Origin of the sequence: Bacillus sp. SIMBA_154 (assembly GCF_046536015.1) — a bacterium.
GTDB lineage: Bacteria > Bacillota > Bacilli > Bacillales > Bacillaceae > Bacillus > Bacillus pumilus_P.
This window is the reverse complement of sequence record NZ_JAWJBV010000006.1, coordinates 93,594-119,476: the sequence shown is the minus strand read 5'-3', so window position 1 is coordinate 119,476 and position 25,883 is coordinate 93,594. Positions and strand designations below refer to the sequence as shown.

Annotated in this window: 23 protein-coding genes and 1 riboswitch; of the genes, 2 read left to right on the top strand and 21 right to left on the bottom strand. The window is 43.1% G+C overall.

Annotated elements, in window-relative coordinates; translation table 11 throughout:
* Nucleotides 1-25: 25 nt before the first annotated feature.
* From R0K30_RS11005 to R0K30_RS10985, 5 genes are all read right to left on the bottom strand, one after another.
* Complete coding sequence (locus tag R0K30_RS11005) at nt 26-745, bottom strand: biotin--[acetyl-CoA-carboxylase] ligase (RefSeq protein ID WP_410610690.1); 720 nt, start codon at nt 743-745, stop codon at nt 26-28.
* Between the two features lie 74 nt (nt 746-819).
* On the bottom strand, nt 820-1,278 hold the full coding sequence (locus R0K30_RS11000; protein WP_034320841.1) for an acyl-CoA thioesterase: 459 nt from the start codon (nt 1,276-1,278) through the stop codon (nt 820-822).
* 120 nt (nt 1,279-1,398) lie between these two features.
* The gene (gene sdhB, locus R0K30_RS10995) at nt 1,399-2,163 is read right to left on the bottom strand and encodes a succinate dehydrogenase iron-sulfur subunit (protein WP_099726939.1); all 765 of its coding nucleotides are present in this window, start codon (nt 2,161-2,163) and stop codon (nt 1,399-1,401) included.
* Between the two features lies 1 nt (nt 2,164).
* Nucleotides 2,165-3,925 (bottom strand): succinate dehydrogenase flavoprotein subunit, encoded by a 1,761-nt coding sequence (sdhA, locus tag R0K30_RS10990; protein ID WP_099726938.1) that lies wholly within the window; start codon nt 3,923-3,925, stop codon nt 2,165-2,167.
* Nucleotides 3,926-3,962: 37 nt separating this feature from the next.
* Nucleotides 3,963-4,571: a succinate dehydrogenase cytochrome b558 subunit gene (locus R0K30_RS10985; protein WP_007501622.1), complete on the bottom strand. Its 609-nt coding sequence runs from the start codon at nt 4,569-4,571 to the stop codon at nt 3,963-3,965.
* A gap of 283 nt (nt 4,572-4,854) precedes the next feature.
* Between R0K30_RS10985 and R0K30_RS10980 the strand changes: the two genes are divergently transcribed.
* On the top strand, nt 4,855-5,298 hold the full coding sequence (locus R0K30_RS10980; protein WP_099726937.1) for a YslB family protein: 444 nt from the start codon (nt 4,855-4,857) through the stop codon (nt 5,296-5,298).
* A gap of 169 nt (nt 5,299-5,467) precedes the next feature.
* On the opposite strand, the gene R0K30_RS10975 is transcribed toward R0K30_RS10980, so the two are convergent.
* The 15 genes from R0K30_RS10975 to zapA form a co-directional block, all read right to left on the bottom strand.
* The gene (locus R0K30_RS10975; RefSeq protein WP_099726936.1) at nt 5,468-6,703 is read right to left on the bottom strand and encodes an aspartate kinase; all 1,236 of its coding nucleotides are present in this window, start codon (nt 6,701-6,703) and stop codon (nt 5,468-5,470) included.
* A 140-nt stretch (nt 6,704-6,843) separates the two neighbouring features.
* A riboswitch (Lysine riboswitch) is annotated at nt 6,844-7,021 on the bottom strand.
* Between the two features lie 61 nt (nt 7,022-7,082).
* Entirely contained in the window at nt 7,083-8,855 is a 1,773-nt protein-coding gene (uvrC, locus tag R0K30_RS10970; protein WP_327924886.1) for an excinuclease ABC subunit UvrC, read from the bottom strand.
* A 139-nt stretch (nt 8,856-8,994) separates the two neighbouring features.
* Nucleotides 8,995-9,309 carry a thioredoxin gene (gene trxA / locus R0K30_RS10965; protein WP_007501629.1) on the bottom strand — a complete coding sequence of 105 codons (315 nt, stop codon included), beginning with the start codon at nt 9,307-9,309 and terminating at the stop codon, nt 8,995-8,997.
* Nucleotides 9,310-9,555: 246 nt separating this feature from the next.
* Nucleotides 9,556-11,034, bottom strand: coding sequence for an alpha-N-arabinofuranosidase (locus tag R0K30_RS10960; RefSeq protein ID WP_410610685.1), 1,479 nt, complete (start codon nt 11,032-11,034; stop codon nt 9,556-9,558).
* A gap of 75 nt (nt 11,035-11,109) precedes the next feature.
* Nucleotides 11,110-12,087 (bottom strand): electron transfer flavoprotein subunit alpha/FixB family protein, encoded by a 978-nt coding sequence (locus tag R0K30_RS10955; RefSeq protein ID WP_410610683.1) that lies wholly within the window; start codon nt 12,085-12,087, stop codon nt 11,110-11,112.
* Between the two features lie 44 nt (nt 12,088-12,131).
* Nucleotides 12,132-12,905 (bottom strand): electron transfer flavoprotein subunit beta/FixA family protein, encoded by a 774-nt coding sequence (locus tag R0K30_RS10950; RefSeq protein ID WP_410610681.1) that lies wholly within the window; start codon nt 12,903-12,905, stop codon nt 12,132-12,134.
* 31 nt (nt 12,906-12,936) lie between these two features.
* Nucleotides 12,937-13,716 (bottom strand): enoyl-CoA hydratase, encoded by a 780-nt coding sequence (locus tag R0K30_RS10945; RefSeq protein WP_410610679.1) that lies wholly within the window; start codon nt 13,714-13,716, stop codon nt 12,937-12,939.
* A gap of 25 nt (nt 13,717-13,741) precedes the next feature.
* Nucleotides 13,742-14,326 (bottom strand): fatty acid metabolism transcriptional regulator FadR, encoded by a 585-nt coding sequence (gene fadR / locus R0K30_RS10940; protein WP_099726930.1) that lies wholly within the window; start codon nt 14,324-14,326, stop codon nt 13,742-13,744.
* Between the two features lie 165 nt (nt 14,327-14,491).
* On the bottom strand, nt 14,492-16,210 hold the full coding sequence (locus tag R0K30_RS10935) for an AMP-binding protein (RefSeq protein ID WP_249704976.1): 1,719 nt from the start codon (nt 16,208-16,210) through the stop codon (nt 14,492-14,494).
* Nucleotides 16,211-16,311: 101 nt separating this feature from the next.
* A complete protein-coding gene (locus tag R0K30_RS10930) occupies nt 16,312-16,767 on the bottom strand; it encodes an Imm63 family immunity protein (protein ID WP_367307774.1) in 456 nt (151 codons plus the stop codon).
* 163 nt (nt 16,768-16,930) lie between these two features.
* Nucleotides 16,931-17,335: a DUF350 domain-containing protein gene (locus R0K30_RS10925; protein WP_007501637.1), complete on the bottom strand. Its 405-nt coding sequence runs from the start codon at nt 17,333-17,335 to the stop codon at nt 16,931-16,933.
* 14 nt (nt 17,336-17,349) lie between these two features.
* Complete coding sequence (locus R0K30_RS10920; protein WP_410610752.1) at nt 17,350-19,707, bottom strand: endonuclease MutS2; 2,358 nt, start codon at nt 19,705-19,707, stop codon at nt 17,350-17,352.
* A gap of 21 nt (nt 19,708-19,728) precedes the next feature.
* Nucleotides 19,729-21,441, bottom strand: a complete 1,713-nt coding sequence (gene polX / locus R0K30_RS10915; protein ID WP_256498887.1) for a DNA polymerase/3'-5' exonuclease PolX — start codon at nt 21,439-21,441, stop codon at nt 19,729-19,731.
* A 114-nt stretch (nt 21,442-21,555) separates the two neighbouring features.
* On the bottom strand, nt 21,556-22,089 hold the full coding sequence (locus R0K30_RS10910; protein WP_099726927.1) for a CvpA family protein: 534 nt from the start codon (nt 22,087-22,089) through the stop codon (nt 21,556-21,558).
* Nucleotides 22,090-22,096: 7 nt separating this feature from the next.
* A complete protein-coding gene (gene zapA, locus R0K30_RS10905; protein ID WP_034320877.1) occupies nt 22,097-22,354 on the bottom strand; it encodes a cell division protein ZapA in 258 nt (85 codons plus the stop codon).
* A gap of 134 nt (nt 22,355-22,488) precedes the next feature.
* Between zapA and rnhC the strand changes: the two genes are divergently transcribed.
* Nucleotides 22,489-23,412, top strand: a complete 924-nt coding sequence (gene rnhC / locus R0K30_RS10900) for a ribonuclease HIII (RefSeq protein ID WP_099726926.1) — start codon at nt 22,489-22,491, stop codon at nt 23,410-23,412.
* Nucleotides 23,413-23,468: 56 nt separating this feature from the next.
* Here the strand turns inward: rnhC and pheT are convergent, their stop codons facing one another.
* A complete protein-coding gene (pheT, locus tag R0K30_RS10895) occupies nt 23,469-25,883 on the bottom strand; it encodes a phenylalanine--tRNA ligase subunit beta (RefSeq protein WP_410610675.1) in 2,415 nt (804 codons plus the stop codon).

The window sequence follows — 25,883 nt, the reverse complement described above, 5'->3', positions numbered from 1 at the left end:
GCAGACGAGAATATCGTCTGCTTATTTATTTTTGCATAGGGGCATCAATATCACCGGCAGAATGGGCTTTTATATGTCCTTGGTCATCTTTTAGCTGGAGATGACCATAGCGGTTCACACCGCAGCAAATCCCTTCCTGCCATGTTTGTTTTTCTCGATCTAATGAGATGCGAAGCGGTTGATTCAGACGAAATAACCGTTTGTTGTAGAGGGCAGTAAGTGCTTCAAATCCTTCATTCTGCCAGCGTGTATGGTATTTTTCAAAAGCCACTGCCAGTTCTTTCACAAGCTGATCGGCTTTCACCTCTGAAAGCTCTGATAAGCAAATGGTTTTGTACGGGACATGCTCCGGCTTTGTCTCTACATTGATGCCAACACCGATATAGATGGCGCTGCGGTCCGCTTCAATCAATGTGCCCGATACCTTTGCTTCATTAATGAGAATATCATTTGGCCATTTGATCGCCAGCTGATCCTCAGCTCTCATGAGTGGTTTGAGTACATCATAGATTGCTAGTGCCGTCAGCGGGGCAATCGTTGACTGGGTGGAGATATCTTCTGGCGGCTTTACCGTCATCGTCACCGCGACATTCCCTGTAGGCGTTTCCCACGGTCTGCCGAGCCTCCCCCTTCCTGCTGTCTGCTGCCGGGCATAGACGGCAAATGAAGGCACTTCTCCTTGTTGAATCAGCCTTTTCGCTTCATTATTTGTACTATCAATGGTGTCATATTGAAAAATCTTCATGTGTTCTCCTTTTGTTTCTTCTTGATATGATCTTTTTATTATAACAAAACGAAGCATACACGTTTGATCAACCGTTAATTTCGCTGAGCCTGAAATGTCTCTTTTTCTTCTTCTGTAAATGGGACAGATGCGCCTGTGTCTTTACTTATTTGCACCATCGTCACAGAGCCTGTAAAGCATGGTTCCTGCTGCTCATTTTCTCCTAAATAATGAAGGATGAGGGAGCTTGATCCGACCTTTTCCGGCTTTACATACACACGAAGCCTCTCACCGATCTCCACTTGTTTGATGTAATCACATTGAAGGTTTGCAACGACCGTGATGGTCTCTCGCGCGCGTTTCATTCGTTTATCAACAAGCCCTGTTTTTTGAAAAAAGGCAATCCTCGCCTCTTCGAAATACACAAAAGGGGTGACATTGTTCATGTGGCCAAACATATCCGTTTCAGAAAAACGGACGGTCGTTTCCACATAAAATCGAAACGAAGCCCTCCATTGCTCAAACGGTTCTTCAATATATGACGGCAGTCTCATTTGATCCACTCCTTATTCGCAAACAAACGCCTCTCCCTTATTGGAAGAGGCGTTTGTTATGTGTTGCATCCAGCCTCTTTAAACACTCATCATGATTGGCAAAGAGGACTGAATGTGATGTTATTCTGCGTGATCGCTTCCGAAGAAGTTACGGAAAGCTTGTAATGTTGTATCTCGGTTTAGTGCTGCAATTGACGTTGTCAGCGGGATTCCTTTCGGACAAGACTGCACACAGTTTTGGGAGTTCCCGCAGTTCGCTAGACCGCCATCACCCATAATTTCTTCTAGACGGTCAGACTTATTCATTGCACCTGTCGGATGTGCGTTAAATAAACGGACTTGAGAAAGCGGTGCAGGGCCCATAAAGGAAGACTTATCATTCACGTTTGGACAAGCTTCAAGGCAGACACCACATGTCATACATTTAGAAAGCTCATACGCCCATTGACGTTTTTTCTCAGGCATTCTTGGTCCAGGTCCAAGGTCATATGTGCCATCGATTGGCACCCATGCTTTGACTTTTTTCAAGGAATTAAACATACGGCTTCTATCAACCTGCAAGTCTCTCACAACAGGGAATGTCTTCATCGGCTGGAGACGGATCGGCTGATCTAACTTGTCAATTAAAGCTGTACATGACTGGCGCGGTGTTCCATTAATGACCATGGAACAAGCTCCACACACCTCTTCAAGACAGTTCATATCCCAGTTGATGGCCGTTGTTTTTTCACCTTTTTTATTGACCGGGTTACGTCTAATTTCCATGAGGGCGGAAATGACGTTCATATTCGGACGGTAAGGGATTTCGAATTCCTCATCATAAGGCTTTCCATCTGCTGTATCTTGACGTGTGATAATGAATTGAATCGTGTTTTTTTCACTCATCTTATTTCTCCACCTTTTTCTTCGAGTAATCTCGTTTACGAGGTGCAATTAACGATACATCGACGTCCTCATAGTGGAATGCAGGCTTTTGATTCTTCCCTTTGAACGTAGCCATCGTTGTTTTTAGGAATTCTTCATCGTGTCTTTCTGGGAATTCCGGTTTATAGTGTGCGCCTCGGCTTTCATTCCGGTTGTATGCCCCGATCGTAATGACTCTTGCCAGCTGAAGCATGTTGTCAAGCTGACGCGTGAAGGCAGCGCCTTGGTTGCTCCATGATGCTGTATCGTTGATGTTGATATGCTTATAGCGCTCCATCAGTTCTTCAATCTTCTGATCTGTTTTTAAGAGTTTGTCATTGTAACGAACCACTGTCACGTTATCCGTCATCCATTCTCCAAGCTCTTTATGAAGCACGTACGCATTTTCTGTGCCATCCATGCTGAGGATGTTGTCCCATTTCTCCTGCTCTTTCTTCACGGCGCTGTCAAATGTTGCAGAAGAGAGGTCTTCCGCAGACTTTTCAAGACCGCTAACGTACTTCACAGCATTTGGTCCTGCGACCATTCCGCCGTAAATCGCAGAAAGCAAGGAGTTCGCTCCAAGTCTGTTTCCGCCGTGCATAGAGTAATCACATTCTCCGGCAGCGAACAAACCTTTGATATTGGTCATTTGATCATAATCCACCCATAATCCGCCCATTGAGTAATGGACAGCAGGGAAAATTTTCATCGGAAGCTTACGAGGGTCATCACCCATGAATTTTTCATAGATTTCAATGATTCCGCCAAGCTTAATATCAAGCTCTTTTGGATCTTTGTGAGAAAGATCAAGGTATACCATGTTCTCTCCGTTGATGCCGAGCTTTTGCTCGACACATACGTCGAAGATTTCACGCGTTGCGATATCACGCGGTACAAGGTTCCCGTATGCTGGGTATTTTTCTTCAAGGAAGTACCAAGGCTTCCCGTCTTTATATGTCCAAACACGTCCGCCTTCACCACGAGCTGATTCACTCATGAGACGAAGCTTGTCATCTCCTGGGATCGCTGTTGGGTGAATTTGAATGAATTCTCCATTTGCATAATGAGCACCTTGCTGATAAACGATTGATGCAGCTGATCCAGTATTAATCATGGAGTTCGTTGATTTACCGAACACGATTCCAGGACCGCCTGTCGCCATGATCACAGCATCTGAACGGAAGGATTCAATTTCCATTGTCGTCAAGTTCTGCGCGACAATGCCTCGGCATACTTCCTCGTCATCTAAAACAGCGCCAAGGAATTCCCAGCCTTCATATTTCGTGACAAGCCCTGCTACTTCGTAGCGGCGAACTTGCTCATCCAGTGCGTATAATAGCTGCTGTCCCGTTGTGGCACCAGCAAATGCTGTACGGTGGTGCTGTGTTCCCCCGAAGCGGCGGAAGTCCAGTAATCCCTCTGGTGTTCTGTTAAACATCACACCCATACGATCAAGTAAGTGGATAATGGACGGCGCTGCTTCACACATTGCCTTTACTGGCGGCTGGTTGGCTAAGAAATCTCCGCCATATACTGTGTCATCAAAATGCTCATAAGGTGAATCCCCTTCACCTTTTGTATTCACCGCTCCGTTAATTCCGCCCTGTGCACATACAGAATGCGAACGTTTCACAGGTACTATTGAAAATAGTTTAACAGCTGTTCCCGCTTCTGCTGCTTTTATAGTTGCCATGAGACCTGCTAAGCCGCCTCCGACAACGATGATGCTAGAATTACTCATTGTAGCCCCTCTCCCTCTTCTACTAATCTATTTCCTCTTAAACAAAAGCGAAAATTGCTCTTAGCCCTACATATGAAAGCGCTATAAATATACCTAATGTCACATATGTGGAGATTCTTTGTGAGCGTGGTGAAACGGTAATTCCCCAGCTGACAGCAAATGACCACAAGCCATTAGCAAAGTGGAAAATAGTAGATAAAACGCCGACAATATAGAAGCCTAGCATAAATGGAGAGCTTAAAATATTCGCCATCATGTCATAGTTTACTTCAGCTCCAAGCTGAGCTTGAATTCGTGTTTCCCATACGTGCCAAGTGACAAAAATCAATGTGATGATACCTGTAATCCTTTGCAGTCTGAATAACCAGTTTCTTAAGTAACTGAAGCGTGACGTGTTGTTTTGTGCCGTAAAGGCTATGTACACCCCATAAACAGCATGATAGATCAGTGGTAAGAAAATCACGAACAGCTCAAGTGCATATCTGAATGGAAGCTGTTCCATAAAGTGTGCAGCTTTGTTAAACGCCTCTGGTCCATTTGTCGCAAAGTGGTTAATCACTAAGTGCTGTACTAAAAATAGACCGACCGGAATGACGCCAAGCAAAGAATGCAATCTCCGATAAAAAAATTCTTTGTTCCCCGACATTACTTTACCCCCTAGTAAAAAAAGTGCAATTGCTTGAAAATTGTCTTACCCCCGCTTCTTTCAAATGTAAGCACTTTATTCAAATTTATTGACAATTTCATTTTACTCCTATGTCAAAAAAGCGTCAAGAAACCGCGTACATAAATTAAAATTTTCCGAAATTTAAAAGTTTTAAATCAAAATTCGTTTTACTACAATAAGAATTTCTTAGACTTCAGGGAAAACTCTGTCATCATATGCCCACATAAGCTATAATAAATTGTTGAAAGAGGGGAGCCGTACAATGAATAAATTTGAATCTAACTTAGAACAGCTAAAAGAGATTGAAGTCAATGGATTTGCCTACGAGCTGATACGCGAAGTTCTGCTGCCTGACATTCTTGGTCAGGATCATTCATCTATGATGTATTTTGCGGGTAAGCTGCTTGCTCGTAAATTTCCTCAAGAGTCATGGGAGAATATCCCCGAATTTTTCCATGATGCAGGATGGGGGACTCTCACGATGGTCCATTCTAAAAAACAGGAAATTGAGTTTGAGCTCGAAGGTCCACTTGTATCGAATCGACTCACCTATCAAAAAGAGCCATGCTTTCAAATGGAGGCCGGTTTTATTGCTGAACAGATTCAGCTTCTCAATGAGCACGTTGCTGAATCCTATGAGCAAGTGAAAAAGCGTGCTGATAAAGTCATTTTAACCGTTAAATGGGATTTAAGAGACCCTAGCTAACACTGCTTATGAAAGGCGAGGACTTCGCGTCACGCCTTTTTTATATGCCTTCTTCTATCATAGCATACTTAGTGAATGGGTTTATGCACGTGTGTTCCTTTTAATATGCGGCCGATTCAAATATAAAAAAGAGGTGCACTCTTTCATGAGATACACCTCTTTTTATTTTTTAAGAATGAGCAGCTGCGCTCACTTTCGATAATTCAAATGCATCATGCAGGGCTTCCACCGCTTTGACCATATCATCACGGCCAACCACTGTGGAAACTTTGATTTCAGACGTACTGACCATTTTCACTTGTATATCTTTTTCAGCTAACACAGCGAACATTTCAGCAGCTACACCTGGATTTGAGACCATACCAGACCCAACGATGGATACTTTGGCTAATTTGCTTTCTGTCTCAATCTGCTCATAGCCAAGCGCCCCTTTATATTCTTCTAGTACTTCAACTGCTTTGGACAAATCATCCGTTTTCACAGAGAAAGAGATGGAAGTCTGATTTGTGCTTGTGACGGACTGAATGATGATATCAACATTGATATTTTGCTTAGCAAGCGTCGTAAAAATGGTCGATAATGTTGTTAAACCGCTTGAAAGGCCGCACACCGTCACGCGTGTCATCTGATCTTCAAATGCAATTCCTCTTACGACTAAATTTTGTTCCATGGATGATTCCTCCTCAATTAACGTACCCGATTCAATTACAATACTAGAACGGACTTCTAGTGGGACTTGATAATTTTTCGCAAACTCAACGGCTCTCGGATGCAAGACGCCTGCCCCTAAATTGGCCAGCTCGAGCATCTCATCGTATGAAATACCCGCAAGTTTTCGCGCGGACGGTACATAACGCGGATCTGTCGTAAACACACCTGGTACGTCCGTGTATATATCACATTTGTCTGCTTTTAATGCAGCAGCAAGTGCCACAGCCGTCGTATCTGATCCCCCGCGTCCAAGTGTTGTGATATGTAGGTCATCTGCAATTCCTTGGAAGCCTGCTACAACAACGACTTTCCCAGCACTTAGTTCCTCTTTGATTCTTGATTCATCGATGTCCACGATTCTTGCATTTCCGTGCACCTGCTCTGTTTTCATACCAGCCTGCCAGCCTGTAAAGGAAATGGCATCATAGCCTTTTGCTTGCAGCGCCATCGCCAATAATGAAATGGTCACTTGCTCCCCAGTTGTTAGCAGCATATCCATTTCTCTCTTGCTTGGATCATCTGTGAGTTCTTTGGCAAGGTCTACTAGAACATCCGTTGATTTTCCCATCGCCGACACAACCACGACCACATCATGACCTGCCTTACGTTCAGCGATGACTCTCTCTGCGGCTTTGCGAATTTTTTCTGTCGATCCAACAGATGTTCCGCCAAATTTTTGTACAATTAGTCCCATGTCTACCACCCTTTTTCAAAAGATCACGTGTGAGAGAAGAGCAAGAAGCGGCTTTGGAGACTGCCCACTCACTGCAAATAAAAAAAGCAATGAGAGAACAAATCTCCCATTGCTTTGAAATCATCATTAAAAGATGCAAACAATGAGATAGCCCTCCAAGAAATAAATTCTTGACAGCCCTACATTTCTTCAATGTACAGCCAGCGAATAAAATGAGTGGATTTTATTCACTTCGGCGACGCTCCCCTTTCAGCCCTCTTCCTAGATCCCATCGATCTCTGAAGGCCTACTCTTGAAGTTCGCACCTCTATCTTCAACAAACAACACGTTCATTTATTAAATTAGTCACATCTTAACAGACTTTTGGAAAAAGTACAATCTATTTTTTTAATGCCTCCATTAAAAGTTCGGCCGTTTGTTTCGGAATGCCAGCCTCCTGAAAATCTTGGACAGAGGCTTCTTTCATCTTTTTCACAGAGCCAAAATGTTTGAGGAGCTGTTTTTTTCGCTTTTCTCCAATACCTGGTACATCATCTAAAATAGACTGGAATGCATTTTTTCCGCGCAGCTGCCGGTGAAAGCTAATGGCAAACCGGTGCACTTCATCTTGAATACGCTGCAATAAATAAAAGGCCTGACTGTTACGCTCTAGCGCAACAATTTCAAGTGTATCACCCATCATGAGATTCGATGTCCGATGTTTTTCATCTTTCACAAGACCTGCCACTGGAACAGACAGATTCAATTCATTTTCGAGCACGTCTATGGCTGCGTTGATCTGTCCTTTTCCTCCGTCAATTAAAATTAAATCTGGCAGCGGCAGCTCATCTTTTAACACGCGTGTATATCGTCTTCTGATAACTTCACGCATGGATGCATAATCATCTGGTCCTGCGACAGTTTTGATTTTATATTTCCGGTATTCCTTTTTATATGGCTTCCCGTCCTGAAAGACAACCATGGCGGAAACAGGATCTGCTCCTTGAATATTTGAGTTATCAAATGCCTCGATCCGGTATGGCATATAAATATTAAGTGCGTCCCCGAGCTGCTTCACCGCTCCAATTGTCCGTTCTTCATCGCGCTCAATGAGCGAGAATTTTTCTTTCAGGGCGATTTTGGCGTTTTGGTGTGCAAGTAAAAGTAAATCCTTTTTCTTTCCTTTTTTCGGCTGGTGAACGTTCGTCTCAAGCAACTGCTCGATCATCTCTTGATCTACGCTGTCTGGCACCAAAATTTCTTTCGGCAGGAAGTGGTTGTTTTTTTCATAAAATTGCCCCAAAAACGTGAGGAACTCTTCCTCTGGATCTTGATACATAGGGAACAAGCTGACATCACGTTCAATCAATTTCCCCTGTCTGATGAAGAAGACTTGGACACACATCCAGCCCTTATCATAGGCATAGGCAAATACATCTCGATCTGATAAGTCACTCATCGTCATTTTCTGCTTTTCCATTGTTGAGTCGATGTAAGCGATTTGATCTCTCAGTTCTTTTGCCCGCTCAAACTCTAATTGTACGGACGCTTCCTGCATCTTTTCGGTTAGTTCTTTCTTGATTTGCTGGTGCCCTCCATTTAGAAACCTGATGATTTCATCCACGAGCTGTTTATTCGTTTCTTCAGAAATGTCATACACACATGGTGCGAGACATTGTCCAAGATGATAATAAAGACAGACACGATCAGGGAGTGTCGCACATTTTCTTAGAGGATATAAGCGGTCAAGCAGCTTTTTGGTTTCTCTTGCTGCTTGTACGTTCGGGTATGGACCGAAGTATCTCCCTTTATCCTTTTTCACATTGCGGGTGACGATCAGCTTAGGATGCCGTTCATTCGTAATTTTAATAAAAGGATACGTCTTATCATCCTTGAGCATGACATTGTATTTTGGGTCATACTTTTTAATTAAATTCAGCTCTAAAATCAGTGCCTCAATGTTAGATGAGGTCACAATATATTCAAAGTCCTCAATTTCACTGACAAGCCGCTGCGTTTTGGCATCATGAGATCCAGTGAAATAAGAGCGCACTCTATTTTTTAATACCTTTGCCTTCCCCACGTAGATGACCGTATTCTGTCTATCTTTCATTAAGTAACAGCCTGGTCGATCAGGCAGGACTGACAGCTTTTCTTTGATCAGTTTGTTCATATTTTCATCCGTCCTTGTTTTCCTCTTTCACTCCTTCTAGTGTATCACGAACATTTGTTTTATACCATATTGAAAGAAAAGCGGCTCTCGTCTATACGAGAACCGCTTCAGTGGTCATACCGCAATGGCATGGTTGTGTTTATAGATGTTTGTTGACAAGCTCAGCTAGTGCTTCTTTTGGTTTGAAACCAACAGACGTTTCTACGACTTCACCGTCTTTTAAAACAAGAAGTGTTGGGATACTCATGACGCCGTATTTACCAGCAGTTTCTTGGTTATCGTCTACATCAATTTTTACGATTTTCATTTTATCGCCCATTTCTTGATCAAGTTCTTCAAGAACTGGAGCAATCATTTTACAAGGTCCGCACCATGGTGCCCAAAAGTCTGCAAGAACAACACCTTCTGCCGTTTCTTGTGAAAATGTTGCGTCAGTTGCTTTTACGATTGCCATTATTCATTCCTCCAATGTAAATTATGCTTTTTAGTATAGCATCTACCAATGTGACTTGCGAATGAAATGCTTACGAATCATTTTTTATAAGATGAATTAAAAAACAAACCGTATAATCGCACCAATAACAACAATCGCACCGATGATCATCAGAATGGTTCTAAGCATATAACACAACTCCCTTTCCGCTTCATTTACAATGTATGATGCCCCAACATTCTTCTCATCAAACATCAAAATATGCAATCAAGTCAGATCGACAGTCATCATGACAACCGACATAGGCGGGAGATCTATGGTTAATTCGCCGGACTTTACAGCAAATTGCTGGAAGTTCGCAGGCTGAATGGAATGAGGATCATCGAATGTATTGTGCGCATTCATCCGTTCAGCTGTCAGCACGCGGCCAGTGGCAGTCGTTTGTGGATCAATCCCATCTATTGCAAGGGATACCTCTGCTTTTTCATAAGGGTTCAGGTGACAGAAACTAATATGCATCTTGTCAGAGGAACGTGAGGCTGACACGCTGACCTGAGGAATTTTTTCACCTCGGCGTTCATACGGCGGTGAATCAAGCTCCACTTCAAGTGCTTCTTCCTCCTGATGCACTTGAAACATATGAAATACATGATAGGTAGGGGTCAGGATCATCTTTTCGTCCTTCGTTAACACCATCGCTTGCAGGACATTGACCGTCTGGGCAATATTCGCCATGTGAATCCGCTGGCAATGACGGTGGAATATATGAAAATGCAGGGCACAGACAAGGGCGTCTCTCAGTGTGTTTTGCTGATATAAAAACCCTGGATTGGTCCCTGGCTCTGGGTCATACCATGTCCCCCATTCATCAATAATCATCCCGATTCGCTTGTCTGGATCATAATGATCCATGATCTTTCCATGATCCATGACAAGCTGCTCCATCTCATAGGCCTTTTTCAACGTTGTAAACCATTCATCCTCATCAAAATCAGTCGCAGACCCTTTCTTCTCCCATGTACCAGGAACGGTATAGTAATGCAAACTGAGCCCATCCATCCATGGTGCAGCCCGTTCCATTAATACTTTTGTCCAATTCACATCATTTGAATTCGCTCCGCAAGCTATTTTATAAATACGGTTACCAGCAAACTCTCTCACATACGTTTGATAGCGTTTATATAGGTCTGCATAGTATTCAGGTGTCATATTCCCGCCGCAGCCCCAGCTTTCATTGCCTACGCCAACATAAGTCAGCTTCCAAGGTTCTTGTTTTCCATTTTGAATGCGCCAATCGGACATAGGTGTCCCCTTAGGAAATGTGATGTATTCTACCCATTCCGCTAATTCTTGAACAGACCCGCTTCCAACATTGCCGCAAATATAAGGCTCACATTCAAGTAACTCACACAATCGCATAAATTCATGTGTGCCAAACGCATTTGATTCAATGGTACCTCCCCAATGAGTGTTCACCATCGGCTTTCGTTCACTCAGATCGCCAACGCCATTTGCCCAATGATACTCGTCTGCAAAACAGCCGCCCGGCCACCTAAGCACCGGGATATGTAATGCTTGAAGCGCCTTTAGCACATCGGTTCGAATTCCTTCAATATGGTCAATTGATGAGTCTTCTCCTACCCAAATCCCGTCATAAATTCCTCTTCCTAAGTGCTCTTGAAAGTGTCCATAAATGTGTTTAGAAATGCGTCCGATCACGTCATTGACTTTTACTGTACCCTTCACTTGTCATCCGCCCCTTTGTCTCATAATGACATACAAAAAAACCCAGAATACCTAGGCATTCTGAGTGTATGAGCGTTACGAGTGGATATTCATCTTTTTTAACTCTTCATTCAAAAGTGGAACCACTTCGAACAAGTCACCAACAATTCCGTAATCGGCGATTTTGAAGATTTCAGCTTCTGGATCTTTGTTAATCGCCACAATGACTTTACTGTTAGACATTCCGGCTAAATGCTGAATCGCGCCTGAAATCCCGCAGGCAATATAAAGGTCAGGTGTGACGACCTTACCGGTTTGACCAATTTGCAGGGCATAATCACAGTAGTCTGCATCGCAAGCTCCACGCGAGGCACCGACTGCTGCGCCTAGCGTTTGGGCGAGTTCTTTCAGCGGTTCAAAACCTTCTTTGCTCTTGACCCCCCGCCCTCCAGCGACAATAACTTTTGCTTCGGATAAGTCTACACCTTCTGACGTTTTTTTAATGACTTCCTTCACGATCGTTCGCAGGTTCTGAATATCGACAGAAACTGGAGTGACTTCTCCGCCTCGTGACGCATCCCGCTCCAGCGGTGCCACGTTGTTTGGCCGAATGGTCGCCAAAAGTAGGCGATCCGTCGAGATGACTTTTTCGAAGGCTTTTCCAGAGTAAATCGGTCTAGTGAAAACGAGATGTTCTCCGGTATCGCTGACATCGATCGCATCTGAAATCAACCCTGTCTGCAGGCGTGCTGCTATTTTGGGTGACAAGTCTTTTCCGATAGACGTATGGCCAAAGAGCACTGCATCCGGATTGACTTGATCTAATATGGCTTGAAGCGCCTGCGCAAAACCATCTGACGTATAATATGAAAGGTGCGGATGTTCCACTATCATGACATGATCCGCTCCATAGTAAAGCAGTTCATCGGCTTGTTCTTTGACATGATCCCCTATTAATACGCCAATGACCTCACCGCCATCAGCCACTTGATGAGCGGCAGCAATCGCTTCAAATGTCACATTTCTTAATTTACCGTCACGACTTTCTCCAAGTACAACAACTTTTTTACTCATCTTTCAAGCTCCCCCTTGTTCTCGTGATATCGTAAAGTGGATGTTTAGATGACTTTTGCTTCATTTCTTAGTAGATCTGTCAGTTCTTTGACTTGATCCTGAAGCTCACCGCTCAGCACCTTGCCACCCTCTTTTTTCTCCGGTAAGAAACGTTCAATTGTTTTGATTTTATATGGCACATCGTCTTCATCGAGATCTAAATCATCTAGTTCCAATTCTTCTAAAGGCTTTTTCTTTGCCTTCATAATGCCTGGTAACGATGGATAACGAGGCTCATTAAGACCTTGCTGCGCTGTGACAACAAGCGGGAGCTGGGCGGAAATCACTTCCACGTCACCCTCTGCATCTCGTTCAATTGAAGCTGAATCGCCATCAATTTGAATGCTTGTAATCGTTGTGACATATGAAAACCCAAGTAATTCAGCAAGGCGCGGGGCAACCTGTCCAGACCCGCCGTCAATCGCCACATTTCCTGCTAAGATCAAGGAAGCCTCTTTATCCTTGAAATAGTGATATAGAATGGTAGAAGCTGAATATTGATCCCACTCTTCCAAGTCATCTTCAACATTTAACAAAACGGCCTGGTCGCAGCCCATAGCAAGCGCTGTTCTCAGCTGTTTCTCCGCATCCTCGCTGCTCACTGTGACAACGGTCACTTCTCCTCCGTGCTCATCCCGAAGCTGAATCGCTTCTTCTATTGCATACTCGTCATAAGGATTAATAATGAATTCTGCCCCATCTTCTTGAATTGCACCAGACTGAATGGAAATCTTCTCTTCCGTGTCAAACGTACGCTTCATCAAAACAAATATATTCATCCATTTCTCCCCCTTGTGTCGTACTAATCCCTTATTCCCCTTTAAAGTTCGGTTTGCGCTTTTCGATAAAGGCTTGGATGCCTTCTTTGGCGTCATTTGATTGGAATACCTCACCAAACTTTTTGGCTTCCAGCTTCATTCCGCCATCATATGAGTACACTTTTGACGCATTCAATAACTCAAGCACATACTCGAGCGTTTTAGGGCTTTTCGCTGCAAATTTCATCGCAAGTGTTTTGGCTGTATCCAGCGCTTCTTCCTCTGTTTCTGCAAGCTTTGAAACAAGCCCGCAGGCAAGTGCCTCTTTTCCTGTAATCGGCTCAGCTGTTCCCATCATTTCAAGTGCTTTAGCAGACCCAACATAGCGAGGCAGGCGCTGCGTGCCGCCGAATCCTGGAATGATGCCGAGGTTTAGTTCCGGCAGCCCAAGCTTCGCCTCTTTTGTTGCAATTCGAATATCACATGACATCGCCAGCTCAAGACCTCCGCCTAGTGCTGCTCCGTGAATAGAGGCAATGACTGGTTTTGGACATTGCTCAATTCGTTCAAAGACTTGCTGTCCTCTGTCTGCAAGACTCGCATAATCTGACTCTTTCTGTAAGGTCGTAAATTCTTTAATATCAGCACCTGCTGAAAAGAACCTGCCTTCTCCGTGGATCACAATGGCTCTCACTTCTTCGTTTTGTTCGAGCTGGTCAAACATATCATTGAGCTCAGTGAGAAGCTGAGAAGATAAGGCGTTTGCAGGTGGATGTTGAATCGTGATGAGCGCTATTTGTTCTTCTTGATGTAAGCTGAGTATCTTTTCCATGTCAATCATCCTTTTTCAATTGTCTTTAAGATTGATGTATTCCGTTTAAAAGAAGATCATGTACGTTTTCTGCAAGTGCAGTCAGATCATACTTTTGATCATTCATGACCCATGTTGTAGCGGTTTCATCAATCGTCCCAAATACCATTTGTCTCGCTAAGCGAACATCCAAATCTTGTCTGAATTCTCCTGTTTTCTTTCCCTCTGTTAAAATCGTCTCGAGCATATTTAAATACCCTTTCAGCACCTCATTGATTTTTTGCCGCAGCTCAAGGTTTGACTGCCTGAGTTCAAGCTGTGTCACAAGAGCCAAATGATGATCTTGCGAAAGCAGGCGAAAGTGCTCCTGAATCAGCAGAAGAAGTTTTTCTTTGGCAGACGGTTTCTTTTGAATATCTGTTTCCATCCGTTCGATGAATTGTCCCATTTTTTCTTTGAATAATGAGATCAGAATATCCTCTTTGTTTTTGAAATAGAGATAAATCGTTCCGTCTGCTACCCCTGCTTGTTTGGCAATCTTTGAAACTTGTGATTGATGATAGCCGTTCTCTGCAATCACCACAACTGCTGCATCAATAATTTGCATGTACTTCGGTCTTTTCTGCTTCAATGTGCTTCGTCCCTTTCTAAATTGAATGAGCATTCATTCATAACTTCATGTTAAAAAGAAACGAGTGATTTGTCAAGTGCTCTTCTTCTTTCTTTTCAACCTTTAGCATACCAGAGCAGACAGTCACAATTCAAATCATCCGGCCGCTGGACCGGATGATGCAGGTTATTTTTTAAATTGGTCAACTGGCGCTTCAAAAGAAGATGATTGCTTTCTTTTTTCTTCTTCAATCAACACTCTGCGCAAGATTTTCCCTACGGCCGTTTTAGGCAGTGACTCTTTAAATTCATAGACACGCGGCACTTTAAATGAAGCAATTCTCGTTCGAACAAAACGATCGAGCTCATCCTCAGTTAAATAGGCATCCTTTTTTGGGACAACAAATGCTTTCACTGTTTCTCCCCTGTACGGATCTGGAATACCTGCAACGACGACTTCTTGTACAAGCTCATGCTCATAAAGGGCTTCCTCGACCTCTCTTGGATAAATATTATAGCCGCTCGCAATGATGACATCTTTTTTCCGGTCTACTATATAGAAGAAACCGTCTTCATCCATATATCCAATATCTCCGGTGAAAAACCACCCGTCCTTTAACACAGCCGCTGTCTCTTCTGGCTGATTCCAGTACCCTTTCATAATTTGCGGCCCTTTGACAATAATTTCACCATGCTCATATGGCTCTTTGAGTCCCCCAGTTTCATCGCAATAAATGCCGGCATCTGTATTGGGCCAAGGACAGCCAATACTGCCAGTTTTGTTCGCTCCCCATAAGAAATTGGCATGGGTAACTGGTGAGGTTTCTGAAAGACCATATCCCTCCACTAAACGTCCTCCTGTTAATTTTTCAAAGCTTTGTTTGACTTCAACAGGAAGAGCCGCAGAGCCGCTTAAACAAGCCGTAATGGACGACAGGTCATACTTTTCAATATTCGGGTGATGCAGCAGGGCGATATACATCGTTGGTGCTCCTGGAAACAACGTTGGCCTCTGTTTTTCAATGGTTTTGAGAGTGTCAGCCACGTCAAAACGAGGAAGAAGAATCATTTGATGACCTTCTTTGACTGCAAGGTTCAACACAGTGGTCATTCCGTACACATGAAAAAACGGAATAATGCCAAGAATCCGTTCTTTTCCCCCGTTCGTTTTATACATCCAGGATGCACACATTTCTGTATTGGCTAAAATATTTTCATGCGTGAGCATGACCCCTTTCGGTAAACCGGTCGTTCCCCCTGTATACTGCAAAACAGCGACATCCTCTTTCGGTTGAAAGGCCTGCTGTGGAATCTGTTCTCCTGACGACTCTTTCATCACCTGCGAGAAGTGATGAATGGTATCACTTTTCTCGACTTGGATGACCATTTTGTTTTTTCTTCTTTGGACAATGGGGAAAAGAATGTTTTTCGGAAATGGCAAATAATCTTGTAGTTTGGTGATGATTAAGTGCTCCATACTTGTCAGCGCTTTCATTTTATAGGCCTTTGGATACAAAAGATCGAGTGTGATCAGCACTTTAGAGCCGCTGTCCTCCATTTGATACTCAAGTTCTTTCTCTGTATAAAGCGGGTTCGTTTGAACAACAATGCCGCCTGCTATCAAAACAGCATAATAAGAAATAACCGATTGAGGGCAGTTTGGCAGCATAATAGCCACTCGGTCGCCTTTTTTTACGCCAATTTTCATCAGGTGATTGGCTAGTTTAAGTGCCTCTTCTTGTAACTGTTCATAGGTGATGTTTTTCCCTAAAAAATGAATGGCTGTATGCTCAGGTGCTGCCTCTGCGGAGCTGAATAAGTAAGATTGTAACGTTTCATTTGGGATGGTGAGTTCGTGGGGAATTTGATTCGGGTAATGCAGAAGCCAACGTTTATCTGACTGCATAAAAACCCTCCTTCCTGAACTTTCGTACTATTTTATTATAGCAAACTTTTCCTTAGGGCAGTTTCCTTTTTTCAAATAGAGCTTGGTTCAATTGCACACCTTCATTTTTTCGCCTGTGCTTCTATAGATGCTCTTTTTCCTTCGTGATGCCACTTCTCATATAATCCCCCAACCGCACGGAACGCCTCATTGACTCTTTCCACGATCTGTTTATGGATACTAGGGTCATGAGGTAAATGTGTATGGATGTTGTCGACTTGATACTGCTTCAGCATGTCTATGTAAACAGTGAGAAAGATGGTGTCTTCTAAAACCCAATAAATGACTTCATCCGCCTCTGTTGTTCTTTTATGAAGCACTTGCACTCCTCGTTCATATTGAATGAGGATATAGCCATTTCGATCAATCTGAATATATGGACTCAAATCATCAAAAAAACCAGTCGTTTGAAATGGACGTGCGATATACGGTTCATATATGTCTCGGGGAAGTGATGTTTTTTGGAGACAAGTATCAATTCGCTTCATCAGTTCGTCTTTTTGTAGAATTTGCTTCATCATGATTCGCCGCCTTTAATGAGATAAAAGCTGTCAAGTGGTTCCCTGACAGCTTTCTAACATTGTATTCTTCATTTCACAGGAACATGTAAACGGCGCCAATGACCGCAAAAGTGCAGGCAACTACAATTAATACTTTTGCTAGCTTTTCCATGTCGTCTCCTTAAATGCCGGCTGCTACTACGTAAGACAGCCCCACTGAAATAATGAGTGAAATAAACCCAACTGCTCTATTATCATTCTCAATCTCTTTATCTACTTTAAATCTTGGAGTTAAAAATTCAAAAATGAAATAGCTGACAAGCAGCATCACAAAGCCGTATACGCCCCATCCAACCATTTGAAGAAGGGAGTTGTGCTGTGCGATGGAATGCTGAAACACATTCGCAATCCCAAAGATCTTCCCGCCGGTTGCCATGGCAACCGCTAAGTTCCCCCGCTGGATCTCTTCCCAGTTTTTATAGGAGGTCACGAGTTCAAAAATGGTTAGAAATAAGACAAGACATAGGACCGCCACGCTGTAATAGGCGGCGATTTCCACAAGTTCATTTTCCCAAAAGGCTTTCATGCGTTTTCTCCTTTTTACTTTAATTCGACGATGGTGACACCTGATCCTCCCTCGCCTTGTTCGCCAAAACGAGCATTTTTCACACTTCTGTGCTGCTTTAATAATTCCTGGACCCCTTTTCTTAGGGCGCCAGTTCCTTTTCCATGAATAATCGACACGCGCGGATAGCCAGCTAATACAGCATCATCTAAATATTTCTCAACCCTGCTTAAGGCATTCTCATAACGCTCTCCTCTTAAATCAAGCTCAAGCGATACATGATAATCTTTCCCTTTGACCGCTGTAATGGCTTTCTCTTGTTTAAATTCGGGTGCTGATTTGATAAATTCCATGTCTTTTTCTTTTACTTTCATTTTCAGAATGCCCATTTGGACACTCCATTCTTTGTCACCCGTTTGTTCGAGCAGCGTTCCTTTTTGTCCGAATGTGAGCACTTTGACTTCATCGCCTGGTTTTAGTTGTCTTTCTGCTTTTTTCGCTGGCTCTGGTTTTTTCTTCCGGTCAAACTCAGGGACAGCTTCTTCAAGACGCTTTCTCGCATCGATGAGTTCATGTTCTTTGAACGAGCGATGCTCACTTTTAATGGACCGCAGCTCTTGAATGATGTCTTCTGCTTCTTTAGCTGCTTGTTCGATTTTTTCTTTCGCTTTTCGTTCGGCCTCTTCAAGCAGCATGTCTCTTTGCTCATTCCATTCAAGAATTTGTCTTTGCAGTTCCTTATGTAGCTTCTCTGCTTCTTTTCTATAGGCTTCTGTCTCATGCAGTTCTTCTTCCGCTTGTTTCTTACTGTCTTCTAATGAAGCAATCATTTGGTCTACTTCATTATGCTCTGCATGCATGTCCGCTTTTGCCCGGTCAATCAGATGGTCAGGCAAACCAAGACGTTTGGAAATTTCAAACGCATTACTTCGTCCCGGCACACCGATGAGCAAACGGTACGTTGGTGATAGGGTTTCAATATCAAACTCGACGCTCGCATTTGTGACACCTTCTCGGTTATACCCATATGCCTTCAGCTCAGGATAATGAGTCGTTGCGATGACGCGTGCATTTGTTTGATGAACTTCATCTAAGATGCTCATCGCAAGTGCTGCACCTTCAGCAGGGTCTGTGCCTGCCCCTAATTCATCAAATAACACAAGTGAATCCGAGGTTAGATGCTTTAAGATATCCACAATATTGACCATATGTGATGAGAACGTACTCAAGCTTTGTTCAATGGACTGTTCGTCTCCAATATCAGCAAAGACTTGGTCGAATACAGCCACTTCTGATCCTTCTTCAACTGGAATATGAAGGCCCGCCTGTGTCATGAGTGTCAGCAGCCCAAGTGTTTTTAAGGTGACTGTCTTACCACCTGTATTTGGTCCAGTGATCACGATCGTTGAAAAATCCTTACCAAGCTCAATGTCATTTGCCACGACCTGATCCCGAGGCAACAGGGGATGTCTTGCTCGTTTTAAATAAATTTCTCCTTGATCGTTTACAGAAGGCTTTGTTGCTTTTTCTGCCTTTGCATATTTGGCTTTTGCAAAGATAAAGTCTAACGTCTGAAGTTCCTTTACATTATGAAGCAGTTCATGAATATGCTCTGACACGCTCTCTGTCAGCATTTGCAGGATCTTTTCGACTTCTTGCTTTTCTTTTAAACGAGTTTGCTGCAAGGTGTTATTTAGATCCACGACCACTTGAGGCTCAATAAAAAGTGTTGCCCCGGAAGAAGACTGATCGTGAACAATCCCACCGTAGTTCGAGCGGTACTCTTGTTTCACCGGAATAACAAAACGATCATTACGAATGGTCACAATCGTGTCTGAAAGCATTTTTGAAGCAGATTGTGAACGAATCATCGATTCTAATTTATCACGTACTTTTGATTCTAGTGAGCGTAATTGGATGCGTAACGAACGAAGTGCAGGGGTTGCATGATCAAGTACTTCTCCATTATCACCAATACAGCTCTCGATTTCTTTTCTGACTTCAGGAAGTAAAATAAGCGTTTCTGCATATGTATGAAGGCGTGGTATGTCTACACCATCTTCATACATGGACGTGAGAAAGTGCTTCATATTCTTCACAGCATACAATAGTCCTGCAATTTCCATCAGCTCAGAAGGGTTTAATGTACTGCCGATTTCTGCCCGTTTGACCGCGCGTCTAATATCCGTTAACCCGCCAAACGGCGCAGACCCCTTTAAACGGATCACATCTTGTGCTTCTGCTACCTCTTCCAGCAAATGCTGAATGGTGTCTATATCCGTGAGCGGCGTTAAATCCTGCGCTCTTTCTTTTCCTAAAGTGGATGCGGTATAGGACATGACTTTATCTTTTACTTTATGAAATTCTAATGATGCTAACACTTTTTGTTGCAGCATTGTACAGCCTCCTAACGACTACCTGTCACGCGTTAAAAACTTTTTCATCTCGTTAAGAGAAAAAGTATTCACGACATTTGCTTTTGGTGTCCAGCCTTTTCTTGCAGCTGTTACACCGACTTCCATATGATCCAGCATGGCGATGTTGTGCGCATCTGTGTTGATCATGATGTTCACTCCCGCTTCGTTTGCTTTCATTAAATGCTCTGTTTTCAAATCAAGTCTTGACGGGTTGCTGTTGAGCTCTAGTGCAGTGCCCGTTTTCTTCGCAAGCTCTATGAGCTGATCAACATTTAAGGCATAGCCGTCTCGTCTCTCGATCAAACGTCCTGTTGGATGTGCAATTAAATCCACATGCTGATTTTGCAGGGCATTTACAAGTCGCTTCATAATGACTTCCTCCGGCTGAGAAAAGCTAGAATGGATAGAGGCAATCACAAAATCCATGTCTGCTAAAAAGTCATCATCATAATCTAACGATCCATCCGGCAAAATATCCATCTCGACTCCTTTGAAAATGTGAAAATGCTCGAATTCCTGGTTGAGCTTGTCAATTTCTTTTGCTTGCAGACGCAGCCGTTCTTTTGTTAAACCGTTTGCGACTTTTAAGTATTGCGAGTGATCCGTTATGGCCATGTATTCGTAGCCTTTAGCGATACATGCCTCTGCCATTTCACGAATAGAGAATGCTCCGTCACTCCATGTCGAGTGCATATGAAGGTCGCCTTTGATATCTTTCAATTCTACAAATTGCATACTTTCTTTATACGTATCAATCTCTGCTCCGGTTTCACGAATTTCTGGCGGAATGAGCGGAAGTTGAAAATGGGCGTAAAAAGCGCTTTCGTCTTCGAATGTTTTCACTTCACCTGTTTCAATCGTTTCAACACCATATTCGCTAATACGCTCTCCGCGTTCCTTCGCAAGCTGCCGCATTCTAATATTATGATCTTTTGAGCCAGTGAAATGATGCAGCGTTGTAGCAAATTGCTCTGTTGTCACAAGACGGAAGTCCACACTGATCTCAAAATCAAGCGTAAGAATCACAGATACCTTCGTATCACCACTTGCAATGATGTCTTTTACATCATCAAGTGCAACGAGCTGCTCTCTGACCTGTTCTGGGTGATCTGTTGCAATGATATAATCTAAATCTTTGACCGTTTCACGTGCACGTCTTAAACTGCCAGCTCTTGAAAAACGGATGATCCCCTCCATATGTTCCAGCGCATGGTCAATTCGCTCTGCGACATCTAATGCAAAGCCAATTGGCAGTCGTTCAGGCTGCTTTCCCGCTTCCTCAAGGGCTGTAAGAATTTTTTCCTCTGTTTTTTTGCCGAAGCCAGCGAGCGCTTGAACTTTCTCAGCTTCACACGCTTCTTTTAAAGACTGTGCATCGCTTACACCAAGTTCTTGGTAAAGCTTAGCAATTTTCTTCCCGCCTAATCCTGGCAATTTTAAGAGCGGGACAAGTCCTTCAGGCACTTCCTTTTTTAATTGTTCGAGTGTTTCTGATTGTCCTTTTTCGATATACTCTGTGATGACAGCAAAGGTCCCTTTCCCAATGCCGGGTAATGCTAATAGATCATCTATTTGAGAAAGGCTGCGGTCATCTTGTTCAAGTGCCACTGCTGCTTTACGAAAGGCAGATATTTTAAAAGGATTATCTCCTTTTAGCTCCATATATACTGCAATTGTTTCAAGAAGTTTGATAATATCTTTTTTATTCATCTCTTAACCTCCAGCCGCTTTGGCATCTTCCTTTATAAATATACAAACTTTTCCTTCATCCTACAACTTTCTGTCATGGAATGAGAAAAAACTTCTCCAAGAAAGGAGAAGTTTTTAAACTCCATACGTCGTCCATAAGTCTTTGACAAGACTGGACAGATAAGGGGTGTTGCCTACGATCACATCTGCTAATATTGATTTGCTCATCATTGTTTGCAGCGCATCCACTGGAAGTAGTGCAGCGACAAACAATAGAATAAACACAAATAGATATGTTTCGAGAAATCCTAAAACACCGCCAAGCAGTTTGTTAACCTGTTTAATCACAGGTATACTTGCAATGGTTGTGAGCAATCCGCCAATAATGGCGAGCAGGATTTTGGTCAAGATAAACAGAATGATAAACGCAATGGTATTATAATAAGCTGTTTCTAGATTCCCACTAAAGAAAGCGAGCTGCGCTTGACCACCGCTGAAATTAGGTGCTGGAATCCACGTAAGCTGTGGTGCAAGTGACTGATAAAACATGGAAGCCACTAAAATAGAAACAACAAAGCTAATCAATTTAATAAATTGAAGAATAAACCCGCGTTTTAGACCGACAAGCGTTCCCATAAGAAGCAAAAACAAAATGATGATATCGATCACGGTAATTTCATTCCTTTTCTTTAAGCTGAACCTCTAGTTTTTCGTATTGCTCTTTTAATTTCAAGTAGTCGTGGACGACATTGACTGCTGTCAGTACAGCTAATCTGTTTATATCAAGGTATGGGTTTTTTTCATTTATTTCTCTCATTTTATCATCAACAATTGAAGCAACATGTCGCATATGCATCTTTGTTTCTTGACCGATGATTGTATAGGACTGTCCGTAAATCTCAACTGTTGTTTTCGTTTTACCGCCGTCAGACAACGTTTCTCCTCCATTCCACGAGAATCCTAGTCTCTATCATAACATGTTTAGACATTGAATGGAAAGACGAGCCCTTCCCTGTTATGGTACACTTTAGAAATCAATGATATCAAGGTAAAAAGGAGTTATCCACTGTGCCCCAATCCGTCTTAAAAGCAACATCAGAAGACATTAAGAAGATGAAGAGCTTGTATGCTCAACATTTAACTGACACTTTGCCGCCAGGCGCTCTCTTTCAAGCAAAGGTTCCTGGCTGTACGATTACAGCATATCAATCCGGAAAAGTGCTGTTCCAAGGACAAAAGGCAGAAGCTGAAGCAAGTCAGTTCAGCCATATAAAAGCAGCTGATACGAAAAGTAAAAAAGCACCTGCTGTCACAAAATACAGCCCGCCGTCTGGCATTGCTTCCATGTCGGTTATCGGTTCAGATGAGGTAGGTACAGGTGATTATTTTGGACCGATTACGGTCTGTGCGGCCTACGTTGATTCCAGCCAGCTTGCTCTGATGAAAGAGCTTGGCGTTAAAGACTCAAAAGGACTAAAGGATCCGCAGATTATCAATATTGCCAAAGATCTCATCAAAACCATTCCGTTCAGCCTTCTCGTTCTCCGTAATGAAAAGTACAATACGATGCAGGAAAAGGGCATGAGCCAAGGGAAAATGAAGGCACTTCTTCATAATCAAGTGATCACCTCTGTGCTAGAGAAACTGGATGGGAAAAAACCAGAAGCTATTCTCATTGACCAATTTGCAGAACCCGGTATTTATTTCAAGCACCTTGCAGGAAAAAAGATCATCCGAGAGCGTACATACTTTAGTACAAAAGCGGAAGGCATCCATTTGTCAGTTGCTGCGGCTTCCATTATCGCAAGGTATGCCTTTTTAATTGAGATGGACAAATTATCAAAAGCAGCGGGCTTTGACATTCCAAAAGGAGCCGGTCTTCATGTTGACAAGGCGGCTGCAAAGCTCATCAAGCTGCACGGCGAAGACGCTTTACGCCAATTTACAAAGCTGCATTTTGCCAACACTCAAAAAGCGAAAAAATGGTTATAATCAAAAAAGAGCTATAGCCCATGAGGTCAGTCCCCATGAGGCCATAGCTCTTTTCTTTATCCGCGCAAGACGGCTTGATACGTATCTTCTAATGCTTTCAATACGTTTGTATGAACAGCCGTGACTTCTTCCTCTGTCAATGTTTGTTCCGGGTTTAAATATTGGAGAGAGAACGCAACAGATTTCTTGCCTTCTTCCATATGTTCCCCCTCATACACGTCAAAGACGGATAGGTCTGTCAGTAAACGGCCGCCTGCTTCATAGATGACTCGCTCCAGCTGTCCGCTTGAAATATGCTGATCTACGACAAGCGCAATATCTCTTGTCACAGCAGGGAATCTCGGAATCGCTGTATATTTCATATCCTCTGTTTCAGACGTCATCACATCTGTTAAATCAAATTCGAATACATATGTTTCTTTTAGATCTAATTCCTTTTCGACAACCGGATGAAGTGCGGCAACAAAGCCAATCACTTTTCCATTTAAGTGAACATCTGCTGTACGTCCTGGATGAAGACCCTCACGCTCTGCTTGAACATATGTGATTTGCTCTGACACACCAAGCTTTTCAAACAGACCTTCTGCAATTCCTTTCGCTACATAAAAATCAACGGCTTTTTTCTCGCCCTGCCAAAGATTTTTATGCCATAGGCCTGTCACCGCGCCAGCCACATGCTCTTTCTCCACCGGTTTTGCACCTTCAGCTTCTGCTAAGAAAACAGAACCCGTTTCATAAAATCCAAAGGAATCAGCCTGTCTTGCCAAGTTATACGCGACAGAATCAAGTAAGTTTGGCAATAGACTTTGTCTTAGCACACTGCGTTCCTCACTCATTGGCAGTGAAAGTCTCGTTTCATAAGCAGGATGCAATGCAAAGGCTGTGGACTTATGCTGATTCGTCAATGAATATGTGATCGCTTGAGATAGCCCTGCTCCCTCTAAGAAACGTCTCACCTTTCTACGCTTCACTTGGTATGGCGTGAGACCGCCAACTGTACCAGCTGTCGCAGGCAGTGTAGACGGAATATTATCGTAGCCGTATAATCTCGCTACTTCTTCAATGAGGTCTTCTTCAATCGTAATATCCATTCTGCGAGAAGGAACCGTCACGACGAGAACGTCATTTGATTCACCCACTGTAAAGCCCAGTTTGTTGAAAATCTGAATCATATCTTCTTTTGAAATGCTCATGCCAAGAACCTTGTTCACACGCTCAGTGGATACGTGGATGACATTCATACTTGCTTCAAAGTGGTTTTCCTCCACAGTCCCACTTAGCACTTCACCACCTGCATAGACGCTGATCAATTGCGCTGCTCTTTCTGCTGCCGATTTCACACGCTGCGGATCGAGTCCTTTTTCAAATCGTGTGCTTGATTCGCTGCGAAGCCCTAAGTCTCTAGATGCTTGACGGACTGTTTGACCGTTAAAATATGCCGCTTCTAAAAGAATTGTAGTCGTTTCATCACGCACCTCTGATTCAAGACCGCCCATGACACCTGCTACAGCGTGCGCTTTCGTACCATTTGTAATGACAAGATGCTTTGATGACAAGGTGCGTTCTTGATCATCCAGTGTTTGAATCATTTCGTTTTCAGCCGCTTTACGTACGACCACTTTCTTTGAACCAAAGCGGTCATAATCAAATGCATGAAGCGGCTGACCGTATTCAAGCAGCACAAAATTCGTAATATCCACGACGTTGTTGATTGGGCGGATGCCTGCATTCATCAATCTTGTTTGCATCCAAAGCGGTGCAGGTCCAATCTTTACATTTTTAATGATCTTCGCTGCATAAAGTGGATTCGCTTCTTGATCCTCAATTTTCACAGAAATATAGTCTGCTGCTTTTTCCGAAGAAGATTCATGTGTTGCATCAGGAAGTTTGATATCTCTTCCTAAAATGGCTGCAACTTCATAAGCCACACCTAGCATATTCAGGGCATCCGCGCGGTTTGGTGTTAAGCCGAGCTCTAGTACCGCATCATCTAATTGAAGCGCCTGAAGAGCATCATCTCCTGGTTTTACGTCATTGGGGAAGACAAAAATACCTTCTGCATATTCCTTTGGTACGAGTTTACTCTCTACTCCTAATTCTTGCAGAGAACAAATCATGCCATGAGACTCTTCGCCGCGCAGTTTTGCTTTTTTAATTTTAAAGTTCCCTGGAAGAACTGCTCCAACTGTTGCGACTGCGACATGCTGTCCTTTCTCCACATTCGGAGCCCCGCAAATAATTTGCACAGGAGCGTCTTCTCCAATATCAACAAGACATTTGTTTAATTTATCTGCATTCGGATGCTGTTCACGCTCAATGACATGTCCAACGACAACCCCTTTGATGCCTTCGCCTTTATATTCAACGGCTTCCACTTCAATACCGCTTCTTGTGATTTTTTCTGCTAATTCATCTGGCTGAATGCCTTCTAAATCGACATAGTCTTCTAACCATTTATATGAAACAAACAT

Bases quoted from the DNA above. Each gene is read 5' to 3' on its own strand.
- R0K30_RS11005 (WP_410610690.1), bottom strand. From the start codon at position 745: ATGAAGATTTTTCAATATGACACCATTGATAGTACAAATAATGAAGCG.
- R0K30_RS11000 (WP_034320841.1), bottom strand. From the start codon at position 1,278: ATGAGACTGCCGTCATATATTGAAGAACCGTTTGAGCAATGGAGGGCT.
- sdhB (WP_099726939.1), bottom strand. From the start codon at position 2,163: ATGAGTGAAAAAAACACGATTCAATTCATTATCACACGTCAAGATACA.
- sdhA (WP_099726938.1), bottom strand. From the start codon at position 3,925: ATGAGTAATTCTAGCATCATCGTTGTCGGAGGCGGCTTAGCAGGTCTC.
- R0K30_RS10985 (WP_007501622.1), bottom strand. From the start codon at position 4,571: ATGTCGGGGAACAAAGAATTTTTTTATCGGAGATTGCATTCTTTGCTT.
- R0K30_RS10980 (WP_099726937.1), top strand. From the start codon at position 4,855: ATGAATAAATTTGAATCTAACTTAGAACAGCTAAAAGAGATTGAAGTC.
- R0K30_RS10975 (WP_099726936.1), bottom strand. From the start codon at position 6,703: ATGGGACTAATTGTACAAAAATTTGGCGGAACATCTGTTGGATCGACA.
- uvrC (WP_327924886.1), bottom strand. From the start codon at position 8,855: ATGAACAAACTGATCAAAGAAAAGCTGTCAGTCCTGCCTGATCGACCA.
- trxA (WP_007501629.1), bottom strand. From the start codon at position 9,309: ATGGCAATCGTAAAAGCAACTGACGCAACATTTTCACAAGAAACGGCA.
- R0K30_RS10955 (WP_410610683.1), bottom strand. From the start codon at position 12,087: ATGAGTAAAAAAGTTGTTGTACTTGGAGAAAGTCGTGACGGTAAATTA.
- R0K30_RS10950 (WP_410610681.1), bottom strand. From the start codon at position 12,905: ATGAATATATTTGTTTTGATGAAGCGTACGTTTGACACGGAAGAGAAG.
- R0K30_RS10945 (WP_410610679.1), bottom strand. From the start codon at position 13,716: ATGGAAAAGATACTCAGCTTACATCAAGAAGAACAAATAGCGCTCATC.
- R0K30_RS10935 (WP_249704976.1), bottom strand. From the start codon at position 16,210: ATGCAGTCAGATAAACGTTGGCTTCTGCATTACCCGAATCAAATTCCC.
- R0K30_RS10930 (WP_367307774.1), bottom strand. From the start codon at position 16,767: ATGAAGCAAATTCTACAAAAAGACGAACTGATGAAGCGAATTGATACT.
- R0K30_RS10925 (WP_007501637.1), bottom strand. From the start codon at position 17,335: ATGAAAGCCTTTTGGGAAAATGAACTTGTGGAAATCGCCGCCTATTAC.
- polX (WP_256498887.1), bottom strand. From the start codon at position 21,441: ATGAATAAAAAAGATATTATCAAACTTCTTGAAACAATTGCAGTATAT.
- pheT (WP_410610675.1), bottom strand. From the start codon at position 25,883: ATGTTTGTTTCATATAAATGGTTAGAAGACTATGTCGATTTAGAAGGC.